This is a genomic window from Paenibacillus sp. LjRoot153 (assembly GCF_964253085.1).
Lineage (GTDB): Bacteria > Bacillota > Bacilli > Paenibacillales > NBRC-103111 > Paenibacillus_E.
In genome coordinates, this window is record NZ_CAXUQH020000001.1 from 7,373,251 (window position 1) to 7,394,364 (window position 21,114).

At 45.0% G+C, this 21,114-nt stretch carries 17 protein-coding genes and 1 riboswitch; of the genes, 6 read left to right on the forward strand and 11 right to left on the reverse strand.

Annotated elements, in window-relative coordinates:
* Positions 1-50 precede the first annotated feature (50 nt).
* Positions 51-202: riboswitch (cyclic di-AMP (ydaO/yuaA leader) on the reverse strand.
* Positions 203-691: 489 nt separating this feature from the next.
* Positions 692-1,138, reverse strand: a complete 447-nt coding sequence (locus tag ACSQ8P_RS31910; RefSeq protein WP_436238858.1) for an N-acetyltransferase family protein — start codon at positions 1,136-1,138, stop codon at positions 692-694.
* 154 nt (positions 1,139-1,292) lie between these two features.
* Here ACSQ8P_RS31910 and ACSQ8P_RS31915 point away from each other — a divergent pair, with 154 nt between their 5' ends.
* Positions 1,293-2,735: an MFS transporter gene (locus ACSQ8P_RS31915; protein WP_436238859.1), complete on the forward strand. Its 1,443-nt coding sequence runs from the start codon at positions 1,293-1,295 to the stop codon at positions 2,733-2,735.
* Positions 2,736-2,790: 55 nt separating this feature from the next.
* Here ACSQ8P_RS31915 and ACSQ8P_RS31920 read toward each other — a convergent pair whose 3' ends face one another.
* The 4 genes from ACSQ8P_RS31920 to ACSQ8P_RS31935 are packed head-to-tail and all read right to left on the reverse strand — an operon-like array spanning position 2,791 to position 7,213.
* The gene (locus ACSQ8P_RS31920; RefSeq protein WP_436238860.1) at positions 2,791-3,648 is read right to left on the reverse strand and encodes an MBL fold metallo-hydrolase; all 858 of its coding nucleotides are present in this window, start codon (positions 3,646-3,648) and stop codon (positions 2,791-2,793) included.
* Between the two features lie 26 nt (positions 3,649-3,674).
* Positions 3,675-5,315 carry a hypothetical protein gene (locus tag ACSQ8P_RS31925; RefSeq protein ID WP_436238861.1) on the reverse strand — a complete coding sequence of 547 codons (1,641 nt, stop codon included), beginning with the start codon at positions 5,313-5,315 and terminating at the stop codon, positions 3,675-3,677.
* A gap of 33 nt (positions 5,316-5,348) precedes the next feature.
* Entirely contained in the window at positions 5,349-6,251 is a 903-nt protein-coding gene (locus ACSQ8P_RS31930; RefSeq protein WP_236289856.1) for a carbohydrate ABC transporter permease, read from the reverse strand.
* A 14-nt stretch (positions 6,252-6,265) separates the two neighbouring features.
* Complete coding sequence (locus ACSQ8P_RS31935; RefSeq protein WP_436238862.1) at positions 6,266-7,213, reverse strand: ABC transporter permease; 948 nt, start codon at positions 7,211-7,213, stop codon at positions 6,266-6,268.
* Between the two features lie 287 nt (positions 7,214-7,500).
* On the opposite strand from ACSQ8P_RS31935, the gene ACSQ8P_RS31940 reads away from it, so the two are divergent.
* Complete coding sequence (locus tag ACSQ8P_RS31940; RefSeq protein ID WP_436238863.1) at positions 7,501-9,792, forward strand: helix-turn-helix transcriptional regulator; 2,292 nt, start codon at positions 7,501-7,503, stop codon at positions 9,790-9,792.
* Between the two features lie 101 nt (positions 9,793-9,893).
* Here the strand turns inward: ACSQ8P_RS31940 and ACSQ8P_RS31945 are convergent, their stop codons facing one another.
* From ACSQ8P_RS31945 to ACSQ8P_RS31960, 4 genes are all read right to left on the reverse strand, one after another.
* Positions 9,894-11,123 (reverse strand): NAD(P)/FAD-dependent oxidoreductase, encoded by a 1,230-nt coding sequence (locus ACSQ8P_RS31945; RefSeq protein ID WP_436238864.1) that lies wholly within the window; start codon positions 11,121-11,123, stop codon positions 9,894-9,896.
* 218 nt (positions 11,124-11,341) lie between these two features.
* Positions 11,342-12,229 (reverse strand): glycine betaine ABC transporter substrate-binding protein, encoded by an 888-nt coding sequence (locus ACSQ8P_RS31950; RefSeq protein ID WP_436239661.1) that lies wholly within the window; start codon positions 12,227-12,229, stop codon positions 11,342-11,344.
* A 5-nt stretch (positions 12,230-12,234) separates the two neighbouring features.
* Positions 12,235-13,065: an ABC transporter permease gene (locus ACSQ8P_RS31955; protein ID WP_436238865.1), complete on the reverse strand. Its 831-nt coding sequence runs from the start codon at positions 13,063-13,065 to the stop codon at positions 12,235-12,237.
* On the reverse strand, positions 13,062-14,264 hold the full coding sequence (locus ACSQ8P_RS31960) for a quaternary amine ABC transporter ATP-binding protein (RefSeq protein ID WP_436238866.1): 1,203 nt from the start codon (positions 14,262-14,264) through the stop codon (positions 13,062-13,064). Before ACSQ8P_RS31960 ends, ACSQ8P_RS31955 begins: the two co-directional genes overlap by 4 nt.
* 223 nt (positions 14,265-14,487) lie before the next feature.
* Here ACSQ8P_RS31960 and ACSQ8P_RS31965 point away from each other — a divergent pair, with 223 nt between their 5' ends.
* Positions 14,488-15,060, forward strand: a complete 573-nt coding sequence (locus tag ACSQ8P_RS31965) for a GbsR/MarR family transcriptional regulator (RefSeq protein ID WP_436238867.1) — start codon at positions 14,488-14,490, stop codon at positions 15,058-15,060.
* Positions 15,061-15,171: 111 nt separating this feature from the next.
* Here ACSQ8P_RS31965 and ACSQ8P_RS31970 read toward each other — a convergent pair whose 3' ends face one another.
* Complete coding sequence (locus ACSQ8P_RS31970) at positions 15,172-15,936, reverse strand: EcsC family protein (RefSeq protein ID WP_436238868.1); 765 nt, start codon at positions 15,934-15,936, stop codon at positions 15,172-15,174.
* 292 nt (positions 15,937-16,228) lie between these two features.
* Between ACSQ8P_RS31970 and ACSQ8P_RS31975 the strand changes: the two genes are divergently transcribed.
* From ACSQ8P_RS31975 to ACSQ8P_RS31985, 3 genes are all read left to right on the forward strand, one after another.
* A complete protein-coding gene (locus ACSQ8P_RS31975; RefSeq protein WP_436238869.1) occupies positions 16,229-18,355 on the forward strand; it encodes an ABC transporter transmembrane domain-containing protein in 2,127 nt (708 codons plus the stop codon).
* Positions 18,356-18,383: 28 nt separating this feature from the next.
* Complete coding sequence (locus tag ACSQ8P_RS31980) at positions 18,384-18,899, forward strand: hypothetical protein (protein WP_436238870.1); 516 nt, start codon at positions 18,384-18,386, stop codon at positions 18,897-18,899.
* A 145-nt stretch (positions 18,900-19,044) separates the two neighbouring features.
* Positions 19,045-19,557, forward strand: coding sequence for a hypothetical protein (locus tag ACSQ8P_RS31985; RefSeq protein WP_436238871.1), 513 nt, complete (start codon positions 19,045-19,047; stop codon positions 19,555-19,557).
* Positions 19,558-19,658: 101 nt separating this feature from the next.
* Here the strand turns inward: ACSQ8P_RS31985 and ACSQ8P_RS31990 are convergent, their stop codons facing one another.
* Positions 19,659-20,717, reverse strand: coding sequence for a polysaccharide deacetylase family protein (locus tag ACSQ8P_RS31990; RefSeq protein ID WP_436238872.1), 1,059 nt, complete (start codon positions 20,715-20,717; stop codon positions 19,659-19,661).
* Between the last annotated feature and the right edge of the window lie 397 nt (positions 20,718-21,114).

Here is a 21,114-nt window from a genome sequence, read left to right on the forward strand (position 1 = left end):
AATGGACGCAAAAAAACACAAGGATAGACCTTGTGTTTTGAACACATGTTCTCCTTTCTCACGATCGCTTACGAGGTTAGCTGCCGGGTTCGGGCCGCGAGAAATCTGCCCTAAAAAGTACTAGGTATCCGTACCATTATTCACCCCATGTTACTCGTGGTTCCCCCGCTTTTCTTAAAAGAAAATTAAGCGAAATATTCAACTGTTCATGTACGTGTTGAATACTACTCTCTTCTACCAACATAGTAAAGGAGGGAAAAAACGTAAAAAGCTCTCTTCCACCTCTTGATTCCATCATTAATTCGCTTACAATTAACTGAATCATTGATTATCTTCCATTTTCATAGGTAATCGGCGTATTTTGACTAAACAGCAAGGTTGCAATCCGCCAAGGTTACTGGTTCGTGCGAATATTCCGTTGGATGTAGGGAATTTTCACTTTATGACACTACCTTGGTAACGTGATTGCCAAGTGAGAGGTTCGTCGTTTAGATGGAAAAAATACATTTAATTCTAGTATATCTAGATTTTTATACTGAATTAATGGAAAAACTCCATCTATTTCAGTGGTTTTTGCAGTATCCGAGCAAATTGATCGAAAATAAATACAGAAAATCCAGTTAATTTTCAAAAAGAGCAGAAATGGCTGAAATTAAGTGTATGAAACCCAGTTATTTAACAACCGCTTCCTTTAAACAATCGTGTAATTCACCCAATCCACGCGAGTTCCGCCCATTTTGTCAAAAAACTGTTGTGCACGATGATTGTCCGGCGCGGTGATCCATGACATGTAGGCATAGCCGTTTTCCTTGGAATAGATTTGGCACTTCTGGAACAAGTCTTCTTCTGCAGCGGTTCCCCGAAAAGACTCGAGAAGGAAGAGGTCATTCATGATCGTAATGGGATTTGCCTTCATCGTACTCCAGGCAAAATACAGGGTCGCAAAGCCGACGAGTTCCCCCTCTTTGTCGACAACAAACTGTATACCGCCTTGTTCCTGAAGCAAGTTATTAATCAGTCGATGAATAGAAGAGATCAGCGGCTGTGGCTTCTTATAAAAGCCTACAATATAGGCACACATCAGCTCTGTTAGTGCCTCCAAATCTTCGATTTCCACTTTTCTTATCACGTGTCCCATCGTATTTCTCCATGTGTTTTGTGAATAATAATACAATTATAAGTATAAACATTCAATCCTTATTGGTTTAATACAGGTCAATTCATTGACACACCCTACCGGTCATGATAAACTGTAAAAATTAAAATTATAGTTTCGGATCGGAAGGTGTACAATGTCAGACAACGCGACCTCATCAGCTCAAGGAACAACACACGCTCAACCTGAGATGCCTAGTCGCTTACGAGAAACGCCTGTCTCCTGGTTGCTCTGTTTTACTATTGTACTTGTCATCATGAACACGATGATGTTCAATCTGGCCCTGCCTAAAATTTCCGTACAATTCGAACTCAGTCCCTCAACGGCGTCGTGGATTGTTACGGGGTACTCGATCATTTTCGCCATCGCTTCGATCACCTACAGCCGCTTGTCCGACTTCGTGCCTATTCGCAGGCTCTACGTCATCGCCCTTCTCTCGCTAGGCGGCGCCTCCGTTCTAGGGCTGTTCACGGACAGCTTCGGACTGTTGCTGCTTACAAGGCTGATTCAAGCATCCGGCGCAGGTGCGATCCCCTCGCTTGGTATCGTACTCGTAACCCGCTACATTCCGTTGTCTCGCAGGGGAAGAGCCATGTCGCTTATCCTTTCCGCGGCTTCACTTGGCTTGGGACTAGGTCCCGTTGCAGGCGGTTCCATCGTTCAGTATTTGGGATGGCATTTCCTGTTCGTCATTACAGGGGTCACGCTGCTGCTTATTCCCATCTTTCTCATCCTGCTCCCAAAAGAAAAACCAGAAAGCGGCTCGTTCGATTTCATCGGTGCTCTGCTTCTCGGGATTGGGACGACGGGGTTGCTGCTCTTCCTAACTTCCAAGAGCATCGTTGCCCTCATAGCAGGCGTACTTGCGATTGCCTTATTCGCTCTGCGGATTCGCCGAGCCTCACAACCGTTCGTGCTGCCTGCTCTCTTTGGCGACAGACCTTATATGGCGCTCAGCGCAATCGGCGTGTCTTCCTACATGATCAGCTTCGGCTTCTTATTCCTTGCTCCTCAGATGCTTGCACGGGTTTTCAGCTTAGCTCCGCTTACTTCGGGACTGTTGCTCTTCCCTGGCGCTCTGTTAGCCATGCTCGTCTCCAACCGCGTGGGTCGCATCATCGACCGTTATGGGAATACAGCGTTGCTCCGCTATGTACCCTGGTTGATGTTGGCTTCAACCGTACTGCTTGCCCTGACTGCTAGCTATTCCTATTACTGGATTGCTGCACTCTACATCTTGGTCAGCATCAGCTTTACGACACTTTCAAGCGCTGTATCCAATGAACTATCCCGGCAATTGACCAAAGATCGCATCGGATCAGGCATGGGCTTGTTCCAATTGTTGCAATTTTTCAGCGGCGCATTCGCCGTTGCGCTCTCGGGGAGCGCACTGGTCTGGCAGAAATCACTGCCGCTCGAACGTGCTTTTGACAACCTCATCTGGGGGATGGCGGTGGTTGCGCTTTTAACGATAGGAAGCTCGATCTTATACAGGAATTATGCGAAAAAGAGGCTTACTGAGCATTCGGTAACAGAAACGGTAGGAAAAACGGGAATTCCTAAGACCGCAGTTGAATAAATGCTTGTTCCACAAAAAAGAGCGACCTCCGTATGATGGAGGTCGCTCTTTCCGTTTAAATGATCATGCCATCCCATGCGACCGTAATCGGGCATGGGAATTGCTGTTCCTGAATCCAGCCTACTAGATCTGCATGTGTAGAGGTAAAGTGGTTAATATGCGTAAGATAAATGCGAGAGTTAGCATGTAAAGTCCCTTGCGCTAACAGTTTGCGAAATAATTCCATACAGCTAAAGGCGTCCAAATGGCCGTTTGGATGGAGGCCCCGGCCGTTGGTCAGCCCGAAGGTGCATTCACTTATCAACACATCCAGTGAAGCATTCTCCAGCTCCTTGAACGTTTCCGGCAAGTACCAGCCTGTATCCACGCCGTAGTAAAGCTTCTGACCATCCTCGTTATGAATCAGATAGTTCGCACAGTTCTCCCCCATATTACCCAAGTGGTTCCCACGAAGCGGCGTTACTTCCATGCCAGCGATGGTCACCGATTTGTTAAACGCCAGCTTATGAAAGGCCACTACGCCGCGCGACTCCAAATCGGAAGTCATCCCTTTCATGATCGGTCGGCTTTGACGATAGAAGTCGACGATGTCATAAGCTTGATCTGTAAAGTAGAAATGCAGAGGCTCCTTCAACCGTTCAATCGACATATTTCGAACATTCATCATCATATAGTTGAAATGGTCTTCATGAGTATGACTCACTAAGACATGCCGAAGCTTGGTAAAGTCGCCATATTCGATTGCTTGTTGAAAAGAATCCGCGCCTAAATCAATACACATTTGCTCATTGATTCGGAACATCGAACGTCGGCGTATCTCTGCCCCTCCTACCTTGCGCGCATGGCTGCAAACGGAACAGAAGCAGAATGGATTCGGTATTCCTTCGGCTGCGCTTGTACCGTAAAACCTCATTGTTAGTCCCTCCTTCTATACGCTGATTACTTCTGATTCCAGCGGTCATACGCTGCTTGATAGATCGCCAGATATTTATCGAGCTGCATTTTATTTAACGTACTTACATATTTATCCCATTCGCTAAGCGGTTTAGCGCCAGTAATAAATTTAACAATATTCTCATCTGCATAAGCTTCGATATCCGTTGCATACGAGCTTAATTCGATATTCTCTTTTTCGGTAAAAGTAGGAATCATCAATTTCGCGTCAGGCACTAAGTTTGGACGAATGACATCTTTATTCGCAATCATTTCTGGAAGAACAGCAGCACTTTGATCAACCTTTTGCGTCACGCGCTGTGGAATACCGCCACCTTGGAAAATCGTATATTCGGAGAGCGCCTCATCCACCGTAAGTCCGTTCGGATTTTTCGCAAATTCGTCCTTTAACTTATAAAATCCATCGCTGCCAATCGTATACGTCACACCTTCGATACCAAGTCTAGCCAGAGCCGTCCCTTCTTCACTTAGGAAATAATCTCCCCAGCGCAGCGTTGCTTCGGGATTCGGGTTTTTACTCGTAATAACGAATGAGCCTAGGTCCCGAACTTTCGGAGAGATACCCGTCCAATACACTTTACCGTCGATGCCTTTTAGGACAGGGTTCTGGACGTAATTATTTCGATTTTTGCCCATCCACAAATTGTTGTTACCCTTCGCTACATAGCCGACACGTTCATCATCAACCTTCGCGATTTCCTGCTTCATATCCTGCGATAAAATTTCTTTATCGATTAATCCTTCCTGCCAAAGCTTGTTAAAGAAAGTAATCATGTCTTTGAAGGTATTGTCCGTTGCGATATACCGAACTTTGCCCTGGTTATCAACATCCATAAAAGGAGCGATGATCCCGGAGTTCCCTCCGAATCCCCAGCTGCCATAGAACGATTTAATAAATTGATCACCGTAGTTCTTATTGCCCTCTTTGTACCCTGAGATCGGAACTTCATCTGCTTTGCCATTCCCATTAGGGTCCTGTTCCTTAAAGGCTTTCAACACCTTATAAAATTCGTCCGTTGTTGTCGGCATTTTAAGCCCAAGCTTGTCCAACCACTTCTTATTAATCCATGAGGAAGAAATACGTCCATCTGCTTCACTAATATTCGGAAGCGAATAAATATGGCCATCAGCCGAAGTAATCGATTTGCGAATCCCGTCATTTCCTTTCATAAGTGCTGCCAGATTCGGCGCATATCCCGCCTCAATCAAAGGATCCAAAGGGATAATCTGACCCGCTGCTGCGTAAGAAGTAATCAATTGCGGCGACAAATTCGCCCGCATGACAAAGTCTGGCAGATCATTGGAGGCAAACATCAGATTTCTGCGCTCATCAAAGGCGTTTTGCGGTACCGTATCCCATTTAATGATGACATTCGATTTCGCTTCATAATTTTTCAAGCCTTTATGCTCGTTCCAATCCTTGACCAGCTCATATTTGGAGACCAGACCTTTTAATTGAACTGGCTCACTAGCAATCGGCATACCTGTCTTAGTAATGTTAGCACCTGTTTTATTCGCACCGGTTGCAACGGGCTCTGTCCCTTTATCTTTATCGCTGCAAGCACTTAGTACTGGAATCGATGTAATCAGCATGGCAGCTGTCAGTAAGACTAATTTTCTTTTCATATTCGTTAGTCATCTCCTTCATTATTAATCACATTAACCTTTAAGGGCACCAATCATCATACCTTTAACGAAATACTTCTGAAGGAATGGATATAGCATAAGAATGGGTCCGCTGGATACGATAATAACGGCATATTTGACACCTTCTGCAACTAGAAATTTGCTTGTATCCATCTCAATCGAATCCATCATCACGTTATCCGACTGATTCATCACTAGAATTTCCCGCAGGAAGAGCTGCAGCGGATAAAGCGAACGTTCCTTCAAATAAATCATCGCCTCGAAATAGGAATTCCAATGATACACGGCATAAAATAACACAAGAACAGCCATGATCGGCGCACTCAGGGGCAGCACGATGGAGAAAAAAGATCTGATGTTGCCGCTGCCATCCATATAGGCCGATTCATAGAGTTGCTCATCAATATTGGTTTCCAAGAACGTTCGGGCAACAATCATATTGTATACACTGATCGCCGTTGGCAATATTAATGCCCACATCGAATTATAAAGTCCCAAATTCTTAACGAGTAGATACATCGGTATCATACCGCTGCTGAAAAACATCGTAATGGTGAAGAATATCATAAGCCCGCGACGCCATCGAAAATTTTTGCGTGACAACGGATAGGCCCCCATCATGGTCAATGAAATATTGACTAACGTTCCTATGGTCGTATAGAGCAGCGTATTTCGATAGCCAATCCATATTTCCGTATTCGTAAATACCCGTCGATAGGCTTCCACGTTGAATCCGCTTGGGATCAGTCCTATCTTGCCAGCGATCACCAGTTTGGGATCACTGAATGAGGCACTAACGACATAGATCAGCGGGTACAGCACAATTAACACAAGAATCCCGATAAGTACATACGTAATGGCCAGAAAAATCCGATCTCCGTTAGACTCTCGAATTTTGTGGGAAACGACCTCCATGTTCACCTCTCCTTTTAGAACAGACTGCTGCTGCTATATCGTTTGGCAATCTTGTTGGCCGCAAGCAGCAAAATGATGTTGATGACATTGTTAAAGAGGCCCACAGCGGTAGAGAATCCATAATCCATATTGATTAGACCTGTCTTGTAAGCATAAGTGGAAATGACCTCTGAGGTTTCCATATTCAAGCTATTTTGCATAAGAAGAATACGCTCGTAGCTGAGAGTCATCATTTTCCCCATGAGTAAAATAAATTGAATGACAATGACTGGCATAATACAAGGCAGATTCACGTGAATCATCCGCTTCCACCGACTAGCCCCATCAATTTGCGCAGATTCATGAAGCTGGGGATCTACGGCAGCTAACGCCGCGATAAAAATAATGGAATTCCAACCGCTATTCCGCCAGATGTCAGAACCAATATAGACACCAGGAAAGTAGTCAGGACTCGTTAAAAAAGGCATTGAATCGATTCCGATCATCCCCAGCAAATGATTCAAGTACCCATTTTCCCCGCCGAGAAATAAATTGATAATGCCGACAAAGACGACCGTCGAGATGAAGTACGGTGCATAAGTGATCGTCTGAAGCGTCTTCTTCAATCTCTCTTTTCTCATCTCATTGAACATAAGAGCAAGCATAATCGGAATGGGAAAACTGATCAGTGTTTTAAATAGATTGATAACCAGCGTGTTCTTAACAATGCGATAAAACTGAAATGAATTGAAAAGCCTTTCAAAGTTATCCAAACCAATCCAAGGACTGCCCATGATTCCGTGAATCGGATTGAAGCGTTTGAATGCCAGTTGTACACCATACATAGGTCCGTAGCAGAAAATAAGAAAATAAAGGACAACGGGGATAACAAAGATGAGATAATCCCAATTGTTTTGCAACCCAAACCTTTTTTTGTTAGACCTAGGTATGGGGGCATGTGCAGCCTTGGTCTTCGCAGTCATATAGCTGCCTCCTTCGTCGAACGATAGAAAAGTGGATAGCCAGAATCGATTCGGCGCCAGAATCGGTTTCCTATGGCTCCGAGTATAAATAAATTTGGAACCCCCTACAACAATTGATAATCGGCTTTTCACAGCAAAAAATGGTTTTAGCACATAAATGGCACCCTGCATTTTTCTCAATACCTAGTTAATTTTCAGCTTTTTGCCTGCCATGAATTGATAACATAGCGCAAAATTTATATACTCGTAAGAAATCAAGACCTATTCGACCAGAGGATGTGTTTATATTGCGGAAAGCGATTCAGTCCAAGCTCTATCGAAAATTTCTTCTAGGGCACCTTCTGATTCTGGCCGTAACCGGTCTGTTATTCTTAGTGACCAATATCATTTCGCTATCAAATACCTATAATCGGCTAATGGATAATACCCAGCGATCTATGGCCAATACGACCAGTCTGCTGGATACGCGCATTTTGGACCTGCAAAAATTGACATTAACCTTGTCACGGGATACCAAATTGCTTCCCTATCAATTACAAGAGTCCTTACAATATCCGTATGTCATTGCCGATGAACTTGAAAAGTTAAAGGCGCTGTCTGCTGATCTTGATTCCATTGGTTTGTTCTATCGAAACACAGCTTATAGCTCGCTTCAAAATACTATTTTTACGGATACGGGGATCTATACACCGGAGAGCTACAGCCGACTCGTCAGCGATAGCCGAATTTCGCCAGAAAGCTTGCAGAGCAAGTTGGAGCATCTAAGATCACCTATGCTGCTATCCTCATTGGCCAACGAAGACAATCCTGATGGGAAAGAACAAGTGTTGCTCCTCTTAGTTCCGCTTGACAGCACGCCTTACTCTAGTGGAATTATGATCTACAAACTGAACTATTCAGCTCTGTTAAGTAATTTCCAACAGACAATTGACAGTAATAGCAGCCTTATTGCCTTTGACCAATCCAACATGCCTTTTCTGTATGTAAAAGGAGCTTCTGATCTAGCCTGGGGTGAACTTGCAATAGCAGCGAAAAACTCGAAAGCACGAATCCCTGGCTATCTCTTCATGCAGGAAACGTCGTCGAAACAGAACATTCATGTGGTTAACGCCATTCGCCGTAGTGACTATTTTCACGAATATGATGTGGCACTCACGGTTTCACTAACCATATTCCTCATATCGCTTGCTTTAGGGATTGTGCTTTGTTTCAGGTCTGCACGCAAGAGTTATCAACCGATCCAAGAGTTATCTAACCGTTTCCCTACCTTGCCATCGGACAAGATGCCGAAAGGCAATACCGATGAATTAGACCAACTTACTCGCTATATCGAGCAGATGAGAGATGAGAGCATCCATTTGTCCAATATGATGCATAATCAAGAGGTTTTAACGAGGAACCAGCTGCTGCTTGCGGTATTAATGGGGAAGCTGAATGTAGATAATACGACACAGGATAACCGAAACGCCCTGCATCAACTATTTGATACACGGCATACGAGCAGTGTACTTGTCATTATTTTTGATGATTACAATTCAAAGGTAAGTAAAGAACCGCTTAGTGAACAGTGGTTGATGAAATATACCATTTGCAACGTTTTGGAAAATTTATCAGGTGTGCACGGCGTCAATTATGCGCTTGATTTGGCTATCGATAATGGCATTGTGGGTATTGTTTCGTGGAATAACGAATTTGCAGATCAATGGGAAGCTCGCAGTCGTGCTTTTTCAGAGCAAATCATCGCGTTCATGAATAGGCATTTTGCCCTCTCGCTATCCTGTATGGTAGGAGAACCTCAACCTACGAATGACTTGCATCAATCTTTCAACTCGGCAACATCGCTTGCTGAATATCGGATTTTTGCTGGTAAACAATCCATCATCACACCTTCTGAGTGGTCTCAGCAGAAAATCGAGCATACGACGATGGATAAGCAGCAAATTTCTGACTCAGCAGATGCACTCCATACTGTCGTCTGCTCCAAGAACTCAGAGGATCTGCAACTGCTAATCCAAGAGATGGAAGAACGATTTACTCGGCTGGAGGATGCTCCAACTTTCCGCCTAACGTTTCAACAAATCATTTTCACATTAAACCAACTCGTCAATAATATCCCGCTGTCCCACCGCGAAGCGATCAAATATAAACTAGAATCGCTTGCGGAATTCCAGTCCAAAACCGTTGCAGAAGCTTGCGCTAGTCTGCTTGATGCAGCACGCAGCATACAAGACAGCTTAGGCGAAGATTCAACGAATAATCGCTTATATACGTCTATGCTAGAATACGTTTCCCAGAATTATATGGACTTTAATCTCAGCCTCTCTACCGTTGCTGAAGAGTTGTCCCTTACACCATCTTATGTAACACGTTATTTCAAAAATAAAAATGGCCTTCCCTTGATGCAGTATGTCTCAAAAATTCGCATTGAAAAAGCCAAGGAGTTACTCGAAACCACCCATCTTTCTATTAAGGAAATTGTTGAGCAGGTTGGGTTTGTAGACGAAAATAATTTTTCCCGAGCTTTTCGTAAACGAGAAGGCGTGTCTCCCACTCAATATCGATCCAATCGCTATAGTTAGTGGGTACTAGATAAAAAATCCCCTCCAAGCTGCAACTCGTTCCTTATGCTACCATAAGGTTTTTGTTGAGTGTCTACTTGGAGGGGATATGTCCATTCGGGTTAATTCGGTACATGATAATTGCGAGTCGTAGACTTCTGCTTCCAAATCATTTTCTTCCAAACGAGTGGAATGCCGCCGATAAGAAATAGATAACGGGCATCAATCATTTTTTTGATAAATAAGGCCAAGCGGCCTTTCACCTTCTTAACTTTGAGTAAACCAACGGCTTCACCGCGCCCCAAGGTTGCTACCGTGCCTTTGAAATCATAGACAAATGGCTTCATCTCTTTGCCTCGAACTGTCTGGATGAGATTCCTAGCTGCATTATAGCCTTGTTGGACAGCAATCTGCGCATTGGCCGGATAGGGTGTACCCTCTGGACTCGTGACGATGGAGCAATCGCCAGTGATGAAAATCTCCGGGAACTGATAGGAGCGCAAGCAGCTATCCACTTTCACCCGTCCCCGCTGAACCTCAAAACCCGCTTCCTGCAGCAGCGAATTACCGCGTATCCCTCCCGACCAGACTACCGTGCCTGCACGAATGAACTCGCCGTTGCTCAGAATAACCCCTTCCGATGTGCATTCCTTGATTGCGGTTGATAGCTTATACTGCACCCCTTTGCGGCGCATCACTTCCATCCCATATTCGACCAGATCCTCCGGCAGCCCGGGAGGCAGCGCCGACGGAGAAGCTTCCACATTATAAATCCGGACATCTGTCGGATCGACATCATACGTTTTGCACAAAACAGGAATGCGGTCCGCCAGCTCACCAACGAACTCCGTACCCGTGAAACCCGCGCCGCCAACGACGAAGGTCAGATAATCTTTGCGCTTCGGGGCCATTTTGGACTTGGCGAACATATACTCAATGTGCTGCCGAATAAAGCGGACACTGTTAATGCTTTTGATCGACATGGCATATTCATGCATACCCGGGATCCCGAAGGTTTCCGTCTCACTCCCGAGTCCTACCACGAGATAGTCGTAGTCAAGCGTAGCATCTTCCAGCACAATCTTCTTATCACTCGGCAAAATTTCTCTTACCGTCGACTTCACGAATCGAATCTTCCGCTCATCAATCAAGTCCGAAATGGTCACGCGTGCGTTATCATGATGATCCGTACCGGCAGCCGGCATATGCAGATGTGTCGTAATAAAGTGATAGTCGTGTTTGTTAACCAGTGTCACATCCATCTCATTTCTTCTCATCTTTTTCTGCAGCCTTATCGCTGTGACAAGTCCGCCATAGCCTGCGCCTAGGATCACGATTTTGGGTTTGCTCATTGCCTCAACACTCCTCCGTTTGTGAAATTAATCACATATATGCTTGTGAAAATAATCACATCTTCTCACAAGGTGAGCCGGTAACCGACTCTCTTCTAGTGTATGCATGTGTTCTGCAAATATCACTTCCAAATGACCTAAATATCTGGGATTGTCCCCTCTATAATTTGAAAAGACTATCGATAAGATTATCGATAGTCTTCTCTCTACTATTTAGGCTATTTCGTTTTCAAATCTTCAATAGAACTGATTGTCATATAGGCAGGTACAACTAGACCCAATTTGGTCCCTTTTAAGTTTGCACCAAGATCTTCTAGTTTAGCGGCATACTTCTCGAAATAATCCTTATGTGTAGTCGGGAGCCATGCAGCCACAATCGCATCAGCGCTTCCATCAGCAAGTCCAGCCCACATCGGTCCGGCTTCAACTTGCAGCATCTCTACTTTATACCCGAGCTTCATTTCCAATACGGTTTTCACGACATTCGTGCTGGCAATCTCCGAATACCAAGCCACATAAGCTAATTTCAGCTTCTTACCTTGTTCTGGCGAAAGACCTTTCACCCAAGTATCCACTTTACTAGCATTGCCCACAACCCAATCTGCAGCTGCATCTTCGGGCTTCTTACCGTCAACCACAGCTGACATGACCACAGCCATATCCTCCGGCGTCCACTCAAATCGATCTAGCATTGCATATGCTGACGCCGCTGCTTCCTTCAAACCTTTGCGAGCAATCGTATGAATCTCTTCATCCTTACCAAATGCACCCTTAGGATCATTCAGATATTTCAAATCATATTTAGCGAACATCCAATGAGGTGTCCACCCCGTCACGATGATCGGTTCCTTTGCTTTATACGCTTTATCTAACGCTGCCGCCATGGCTGCGCTAGAGCCTTCAACTAATTTCCAATCGGTAAGCGCATAATCTTTCATCGCTTGATCCGTCTGCTTCATTAATCCTGCACCAGGGTCAATTCCGATAATTTGGTGATTCACACTGCTGCCTACACTAGATTCTGAAGCATTATCTTTCGAGCAGCCTGTCACGACAAGTAAACTGGTCAAGCTAGTGAATATTAATGTCTTAGCGGCTTTCTTCAACATCTTTAAACACTCCTTTTTTTCTTCATCCATAATTGTGTGATGCGATCAAGTAAAATAGCTAATACAACAATAGCCAATCCGGCTTCAAAGCCTTGACCAATTTTGATTTGAGTAACAGCCCTATACACATCAGCCCCTACGCCCTGTGCCCCAATCATGGAAGCAATAACAACCATCGAGAGCGCAAGCATAATCGTTTGATTAATTCCCGCCATAATAGACGGCATCGCTAACGGAAATTGCAGCTTTACTAATTTTTGCATAGGGGTTGAACCGAAAGCATCTGCGGCTTCAACTAAATCTTCAGCAACCTGCCTTATACCCAAATTCGTCAGCCGAATCGTCGGCGGTACAGCAAAAATAACGGATGCAATGACCCCAGGTACCACACCCAGTCCAAAAAAGGTAACAGCAGGGATTAAATAAACGAAAGCTGGCATGGTTTGCATGAAATCAAGCGCTGGTGTGATGATCCCTCGTGCTCGGTCGCTTTGGGCACACCATACGCCTAAAGGAATACCAATGAGAATGGAAATGACTGCTGAGGTCATAACCAGTGCCAGTGTGTCCATCGTATGTTCCCACAAGCCAAGATTATCGACTAATAACAATCCTACGGCGGCAAATAGCGCGAATGGCCATTTGCCAAGATAATAAGTAAGAATCGTAATCAAAGCGATAAGTACCAGCGCTGGAGGGAAATGAAAAACGGCAGAAAATGCATCCACAACTCCCTCTATGAGGAGTGACATGAAATCGAAGAGCCATGATAAATTAGCTCCTAACCCATCAACAACCTTCTCAACCCAATCATCCAATGGAACTTTAGTCATTCGTTATTCACATCCTCTCTTGCCACAACGTTACCTGCAAGAGCCCCAAGAACATCGCCGCGAACAATAACACCCTTAATTTTCCCATCGCTATCCACGACTGCCACAGGATACTTGGCATTGCTGCAAACTTCAAATAATTCATGCAGCAGTTGATCCGGGCCAACAGTTGGTATATCTCGAATCACAATATCCTCGAGACTCTTCTCATAGCGAACAGCACCCGAAGCATCCTCCGCCGTTATAACACCAATTAACTTCTTGCCTTTGTCTACAATAAATAAATTAGATATCCCGCTTTGCCTCATGAGCTGCAGCGCCACACGCGGCCCTCTATCAAGGCCTATGGTCTCAGGCCGGCGCATGACTGTCGTTGCGGTCAGTACCTTGGATAGATCAACATCCTCCACAAACCTTTCGACGTACTTATTTGCTGGGTTCATCATAATTTCTTCTGGTTTGCCGATTTGGACAATAACGCCGTCTTTCATTAGCGCAATTCGATCTCCAATACGAAGAGCCTCATCCAGATCATGTGTAATGAAAATGATGGTCTTCTTCATTTTATCTTGCAACTCTACGAGTTCATCTTGCATATCCTTCCGAATAAGAGGGTCTAATGCGCTGAAAGCCTCATCCATCAAAAGGATATCCGGATCATTGGCTAAAGCCCGCGCAAGCCCCACCCGCTGCTGCATGCCGCCGCTTAATTGCGAAGGCTTACTGTCTACCCAAGCCTGTAATCCTACCAAATTCAGAGACTCTAGCGCTTTCACACGCCTTTTTTGCTTATCCCACCCTTGAACCTCTAGCCCGTATTCCACATTCTCAACGACTGTTCGATGAGGAAATAACGCAAACTTCTGAAATACCATTGAGATTTGTTCTCGTCTGACATTTCTAAGCTCCTCATCATTCATGCGAACAATGTCCTTACCGTGAATTGTGATACTTCCGCTCGTTGGCTCAATCAACCGATTCAGAAGTCGAACCAATGTTGATTTACCACTACCTGAGAGACCCATAATTACAAATATTTCACCGGCTTCAACAGAGAAGCTAGCCTGATTGACTCCTACAGTATGCTTCGTATCCTTATAAATCTTTTCTTTCGTTTGTTTCTGAGAAAGCAACGGAAGAACAGATGCGGGATCGGGACCAAATATTTTTGTCACCTGATTAACTTGGATAACCGACATATGCTCACTCCTTTCTTCTGTTTGCATGTCGTCCACTTCACCAAGTCTAACGAATAATCATCATTTGTGTCAACCTTAAATTCTGTACAAACAGTTCAAACAGAAAAAACTGTACAAACTATAACGAAGTTTAGTATACTATTCCTAGTAGGTGTTTTTCTTTACTTTTTCAAAATTGTTTCTTACAATAACGATGTAAACCTAAAGGTAGGGTGAGGAGATAATGAATCATATAGAGGGCATCAGCGTAGAACAAGATCTCGTCATACAGAAGGCTCGAAAACGAATCATAGAATCTATTGGAAATAACATGGATTTATATAGTGTTAGTGAATCTACCGGTCATTTATACGGTTTACTTTTATTTCAAGACAAGCCGATGACATTAGACGAAATGGGAAAAGCTATGGAAATGAGCAAAACCAGCATGAGCACAGGCGTGCGGACGCTGGTTGATCTGAAAATGGTTAATAAAGTGTGGGAAAAAGGTTCCCGTAAGGATCTCTATGAGGTTGAATCCGACTGGTTCCAAACTTTCGCTGATTTCTTTAGCCTCAAATGGCGAAAGGCCTTAGAAGTTAACCTGCTTGCGCTTACCAAATCCAAAAATGAGTTCCGAAAGCTGAACGAACAATTTCCTGACAGTCTCCCTTTACAAGCTGTTGTTAAACAGGATTTGGATAAAATAGATTCAGCTATTCATTATTACAAATGGCTTGATAGGCTTATTGATTCATTCGAGTCGGGGGATATTTTCAAGCTGGTTCCCAAGGACTTACCCTCAGATGAATCATGAATAAACACAACAAGAAAAACCTGAACAATAGTTGGACATTAATCCGACTGTCGTTCAGGTTTTTTTGTGTTCCATTTCAATCAGGGCACCAAGATAAATGTCATGCAATTATTACTCGCTGGCGTTCCTAGCTTTGTCTTGCAAATTGCGCAGCCGATAGCAGTTCATGCCTGCCACCCCGAGCTCCTCCAGCAAGCCAAAGTTAGCCCATGCGCCTACTACTGCTCCGATGCCGGGGATGAGTTGAAGCATTTTACGAAAATCAATCGTGTCTCGATACTCCTGCTGCAGCTGCAACCAATCCACTTGGTTCATATAGTCAGCGGCAGGCGGGAACGTCTGCGAAATTGTAGGCCAATTCTTAATCGTATGAAGCAGATCCGGCTTCTTCTTCGCACTCGAGAACGCCAACTGAAACACATACAGAATGAACAATCTTTCTCTATAATCCTTGGTGGAATACCCATAAATATGTGCTAATTCAAAAAGAAATTTCAGCTTAATCCCGATGAGAACCGGGAAATCGGCTAGGCCAAGTAAAATCCCACCGGCCCCTGCACCTGCACCCTCGGCGGCGGCGATTTTTTTGTAAAGTGACAGCAACTCCTCGGCTTTCGCATCGAGGTCTGCCATGGATACGCCCTTCAGCGGCTCCGTTGCAGGCATATAATTAATTCCGAACAAAGTCGTTTGCACAATCCCTTTTACCGTCGCGGTGATCGTATTGTGTATCTTCTCGGGAATCACTTGATTGATGCGATTTTGAACTGATTTGGAGGCGCGCTCGATCAGGTTAGGTTTCTTTTGCAAACGAATTTCCCAACGCTTCAGCTTCGCCTTCATTTGCTGTTCGTAGATTGTGTACGGCTGTTCCATGGCTTCACCACCGTCGGTTAGATTCTTATATCTCCCTTATTGGGCAGGATGCCGTCTAACTGCTCTGGGTCATAGCGACTCCTTTTAAAGGGATGAAGGTATATGCCTATTATACATCCCGGTAGGATGGAATTCATTAGGGGCAGTGGAATTGGGAAATAGCGTTCTCCGATCAAAACCACCTCCGTTTTTTCCGAATTATGACAAATCGTGTCGTTTACAACCCTAAAAAACTGCTGTAATCTAATTCTATGAAAGGTGGCGATAATTCCTGAATTTCCTAAGAACCCTTTTGAATCTTTGGATTCCCTATAAGCGACTGACTAGCATTTTTTTATTCTGCCTACTCCTAGAAGTCGGATATTCGGTGGCCGCTCCTGTGAGCCTGAAATATCTGGTGGACGAGGCTTTTATACCCAAAAATCTTCAAAATTTCGCAATCATCTTGACCATACTCCTTGGCACCGGCTTTCTCAATATTTGTGCAAGTATTGGCGGAGAATACGCACTAGGAAATCTCGGCGGCCAGATCATCAAAAAACTACGGATCAAGCTATTTACACACCTACAGCGGCAATCGCTCCCATTCTATCAAACATACAGAGTCGGCGATCTTGTCACCCGATTCTCGGCAGATATGGGCTCCGTAGAAAGAGTGGTTCGCATCGCATTCCCATTTTTTCTGAAGGAAGCTTTAAGCGTTCTGCTTGGACTCATTTTACTATTCTCTATTGAATGGAAACTCACACTAGCTATGCTTGCTGGCTCCACGCTAATGTTTATCGGGCCAAGACTCCTACAAGGACGCGCGGAAGCCGCCAATATTCACTACAAAGAAGCGCAGGAACGTTTCACGAATACGATTGATGAGATGGTTAAGGGACATAAAACGATTAAAAGTTTGCATCTGCAAGCCAGGTTTCAAGAGCGAGCCCGTAAACAGGTGCATGAGCTCTTTTCCTTTGGCCTAAAATTGCAACTTACCAATTCCATGATGGAGCGGCTCCCTCTTATATCACTTTTGATTTTGAACGGAATTATGATTGGTTTCGGCGGTTATTTGATCTTCCATGACATGATGACCATAGGCGATTTTATGGCCTTTTTCACCTTATTCTTAAGTGTAGGACAGTCAGGCTCTAATTTAGCCTACATCATTCCGAACCTTATCGATTCCAATATTAGCTTTCGGCGCATTCAAGAAATTATGGATCATCAACCTAGCGTTCAGGAGGTCCCTCATCCTCTAGAGCTTCCTTCTTCTCTTCCCTCGATTCGGATGAATGATGTGACCTTCGGTTATAACGAGGACTCCGATCAATTACGACATGTAAGCTTGCAAATTGCAGCTAGGAGCTATGTGGCTTTCATTGGCACCAGTGGCTCTGGCAAAAGTACTGCACTGCAGCTATTGTCCCGCTTTTATGATCCGAAGCAAGGCTCTGTCTCTATGGATGACTACGACATTCGCACCCTGAGTGAAGCTTCTTTACGAAGACAGTCCACACTCGTTACTCAGGATACTTTTTTATTTAATACGACCATTCGGGATAACTTGCTGCTGGATAGCGGTGCTTCGGAAGATGAAATGATCGAGGCGGCCAAGCAGGCGAACATCCATGATGTCATTGCAAGTTGGCCTGACGGATACGATACACAGGTGCATCATGAAGGGGGCTCACTATCAGGTGGCGAACGCCAACGTTTATCGATTGCGAGAGCGCTCCTCAGGAAGCCGAACATTTTGCTGCTCGATGAAGTAACATCAGCATTGGATCCAGCTACCGAGGCGGACATTAATCAACTCGTTGATCGGCTTAGATCCGAGAAGACCATTGTATCCGTGACACATCGTTTATCCTCAGTTAAAAACGCTGACTGCATTTATGTTTTCCATGACGGCCGAATTGTGGACTCCGGTACTCACCATGAGCTGCTACATAAGAGCAATTTCTACCGCAACCTGTGGGATAAACAGGTCGGATTTAACCTTTCTCAGGACGGGCTCTATGCCACAGTCGATATGGACAGACTTAACAAGATTCCCTTCTTCGAAGGTATTGCACCTCCGCTGCTTAAGAACATCGCTATGTTATGTACAACCGAAACCTGCAAAGAAGGCGAGAATGTTGTGAGCGAGGGCGATGAGGGCAACAAATTTTACATTATTGTCCGTGGTAAATTTGAGATTATAAAACGTATGCCCGATGGTGGGGAACGACGGGTCGCTGTGCTGCAAGATGGGGATCATTTCGGCGAAATTGCTTTGCTTCACAATGTACCCCGAAACGCTACCGTAAGGGCAATGGGGCCCTCGGTACTGTTATCCGTCAGACAAGAAGCTTTTCACCGTTTAATGGCCGAACACCCGCAGATTCTACAATCGTTGGAACAAACACTTCAGAAACGAATCCGATAATGACTGGAAGTCTGAAAGGAGACACACGATGACGTTAAGCTACCACAAGTGTGTAAGCGATGACGATTTCGCCAAGGCAAGTTTATTCATGTTAGCCCATAAGCGCGACCTGCATGCTTCTTATTCCACGTTAGAAATGATTACTCTCATCTATTCCTACGTGACTCAGGGCAATCTGATTTGTGCGAGGGATGCCGATAACCGTGTGGTCGGCATCGTGGCCTATTACTACGGAACGCCAAACCAGGAATTTCAGGATAAGGATGTTGCTTTAGTAGATATTGCCATTGCCGATAAAGCTTATCGAGGGTCACGCTTATTTATCCAGGGACTAAATTATATGGTGAATCAGATCATAGAGGGACATCCGCAGGTCCAGGAGTTCAGGCTTGCCGCCTTGGCCGAGAACGACTATCTCTGTCGGTTGTATGCCAAATTTACAAGATCACGCTTCGAACGCGAAGGCAGCCACGGCAAAGAAGTCGTTTTTTGTGAGAAAATTAACATTCTCAGGGATACCCTAAAGAAATTTACTAGGATATAATGGAAAAAGGCAAGACAAATTCCGACATAAAGGAGGCAATCCGTATGTTCCCAGTCCCCCCAACTCTCGACAAAGGTTCTAAAAAAGGAAGCGGCTTCGGTAAGATCGTTAAGGTTAACGATTCTCTTCGCGTACAGCCACAGTAATGTCTTATGAATTCCGAGTCAGCGAATTTGAAATGGATCATGAAGCCTATATGGACTTCCTGCTGCGTCATCACGACGAACTGAATTTGCCTTACACGTTCGGCATGACACTCAGTTTCATCAGTAGTCCTCTCTTTCTAGGTAAAGCCATGCTCATCATCAGCGAAGAGTCCTACGATATGGTCGGCGCGGCCGGTTTCGGCTACGGCACCGGTCCAGGCGATTATGAGGATCAGTATATTTGTCAGATCGAGGTGGCTTTTATTGAGAAAGAGCTGCGGAGTACAACATTATTCGCACAAGGACTACGTGCACTGGTACATGCCATCAAAGCAGGCAATCCCGACGTCCGGCAGGTTCAGTTCTGGGCTTCCGCGGCCGAAGAGGAACTAGATCGACTCATTGCCAAATTCCTCGCTCTTCCCGGCTCCACAAAATCCATCGTGAACACCTTGGCCCTCTTTACGATACCGTTCCATGAACTTGAAGCTTATTGCAATCGTTTGAGGTAATGGTGTGAAATCCCAAACATGACAAAAAGGAGCTAGCCCCTACAATGTGGTTAGCTCTTTTTGTCTTGTCTAAACCTAAGGGGACATAAGGAAACATCTCCCTAATTGGCTTTCGGTAGCTTGTTTATGAAGGCTTTCAGGCTTTCTTCCCCGTTGATAAACAGCCTTTTCAGCAAGTAAGGGGACTGCTGATTGGTCGTGAAACCTTGGTCAATCGTAAACGCGTAACGAAAGCCGTGCTCTTTCAAGAGCTTCAACGTTGTTTGGTTATATTCCCCATAAGGATAGCAGAATACGTCTGCTTGTGTGCCTAGTTTTTCCTCGATTAGCTTTCTAGCCTCCGTGATCTCGAATACTTGTTGTTCCGCTGAAAGTCGGGGAAGATGCGGGTGTGTCATGCCATGTGGTTGAATGTCCCAACCGGCTTCATGCAGTTGCTTAGCCTGTTCCCAATTCAGATAACCAGTGTCCTCAACCATGCCTGGTGACATGAAGAGTGTCGCAGGGAAATTGTATTTGGCCAAAATAGGCATAGCCTCCTCCACATTATCCACATAGCCATCGTCAAACGTGAGCAGTACCGGATTTTTGGGGGCTGTGAGCCCACTTTCATTTTCAATAAGGCCAATGAACGTAGAGAGTGAAACAGGGGTATAGCCATGATCATGCAGATATTTCATCTGCTCCTCCAGCTTCGCTGGGGAAATAACGACCACATTGCCTGGGTCAATCGTCACGCTATGGTAGTTAAGGACGGGTATGCTGACTTTTGATGAGGCAGAAGGAGTGACAACCCCATTGGGCATGTAAGTATCCACTGTAACGGATGTTGTCTTAGGTGGGGCCGTGACTACTTGGACGAATGGTGTTGGTGTTGGTGCTGGAATCATGTCCATCTGAACGGATGGCGTCGGCGTTGGGATTGTGTCCGCTTGAGCTGGGAGTGGCTGCTCAGTCTTGTCCGGTGGAACGGAAGACACCTCCTCAAAGGGCACAGGCACAGGTGCAGACACGGGAGATTGGCTTAATTCCTCGGCTTGTACTTCTATGAGGGTGGGAGCTGTTGAAGAATTAAGAGCACTGATGACTAAGAGAAAAAGAAGCGTGAACAACCCCGCTAGTAACGTGTAAAATAGGAACCTCTTCCTTCGGACGTTCATAGCAAACCACCCATTTCTGAAGGAATCATCTATCACTCTATTTGTAAGCAGTGATTGAGAGAAATATTCCTAGATTTCGATAATGGGTGGGGAGTTAGGAGGAGAACGGAGGTGCGGAGGACTATAGAGAAATGGAGAAGCGTGGGGACAGGGTCAGAGGAGGCGGAGGACTCGGAGGGACGGAGAAACGTGGAACAGATCAAAGGAACGGAGGACTAGAGAGGTGCAAAGAAGCGTAGGAACAGATCAAAGGAACGTAGGACTAGAGAGAGCAAAGAAGCGTAGGAACAGATCAAAGGAACGTAGGACTAGAGAGAGCAAAGAAGCGTAGGAACAGATCAAAAGAACGGAGGACTAGAGAGAGCAAATTCTAACGGACACGAGTGACGTTATTTGT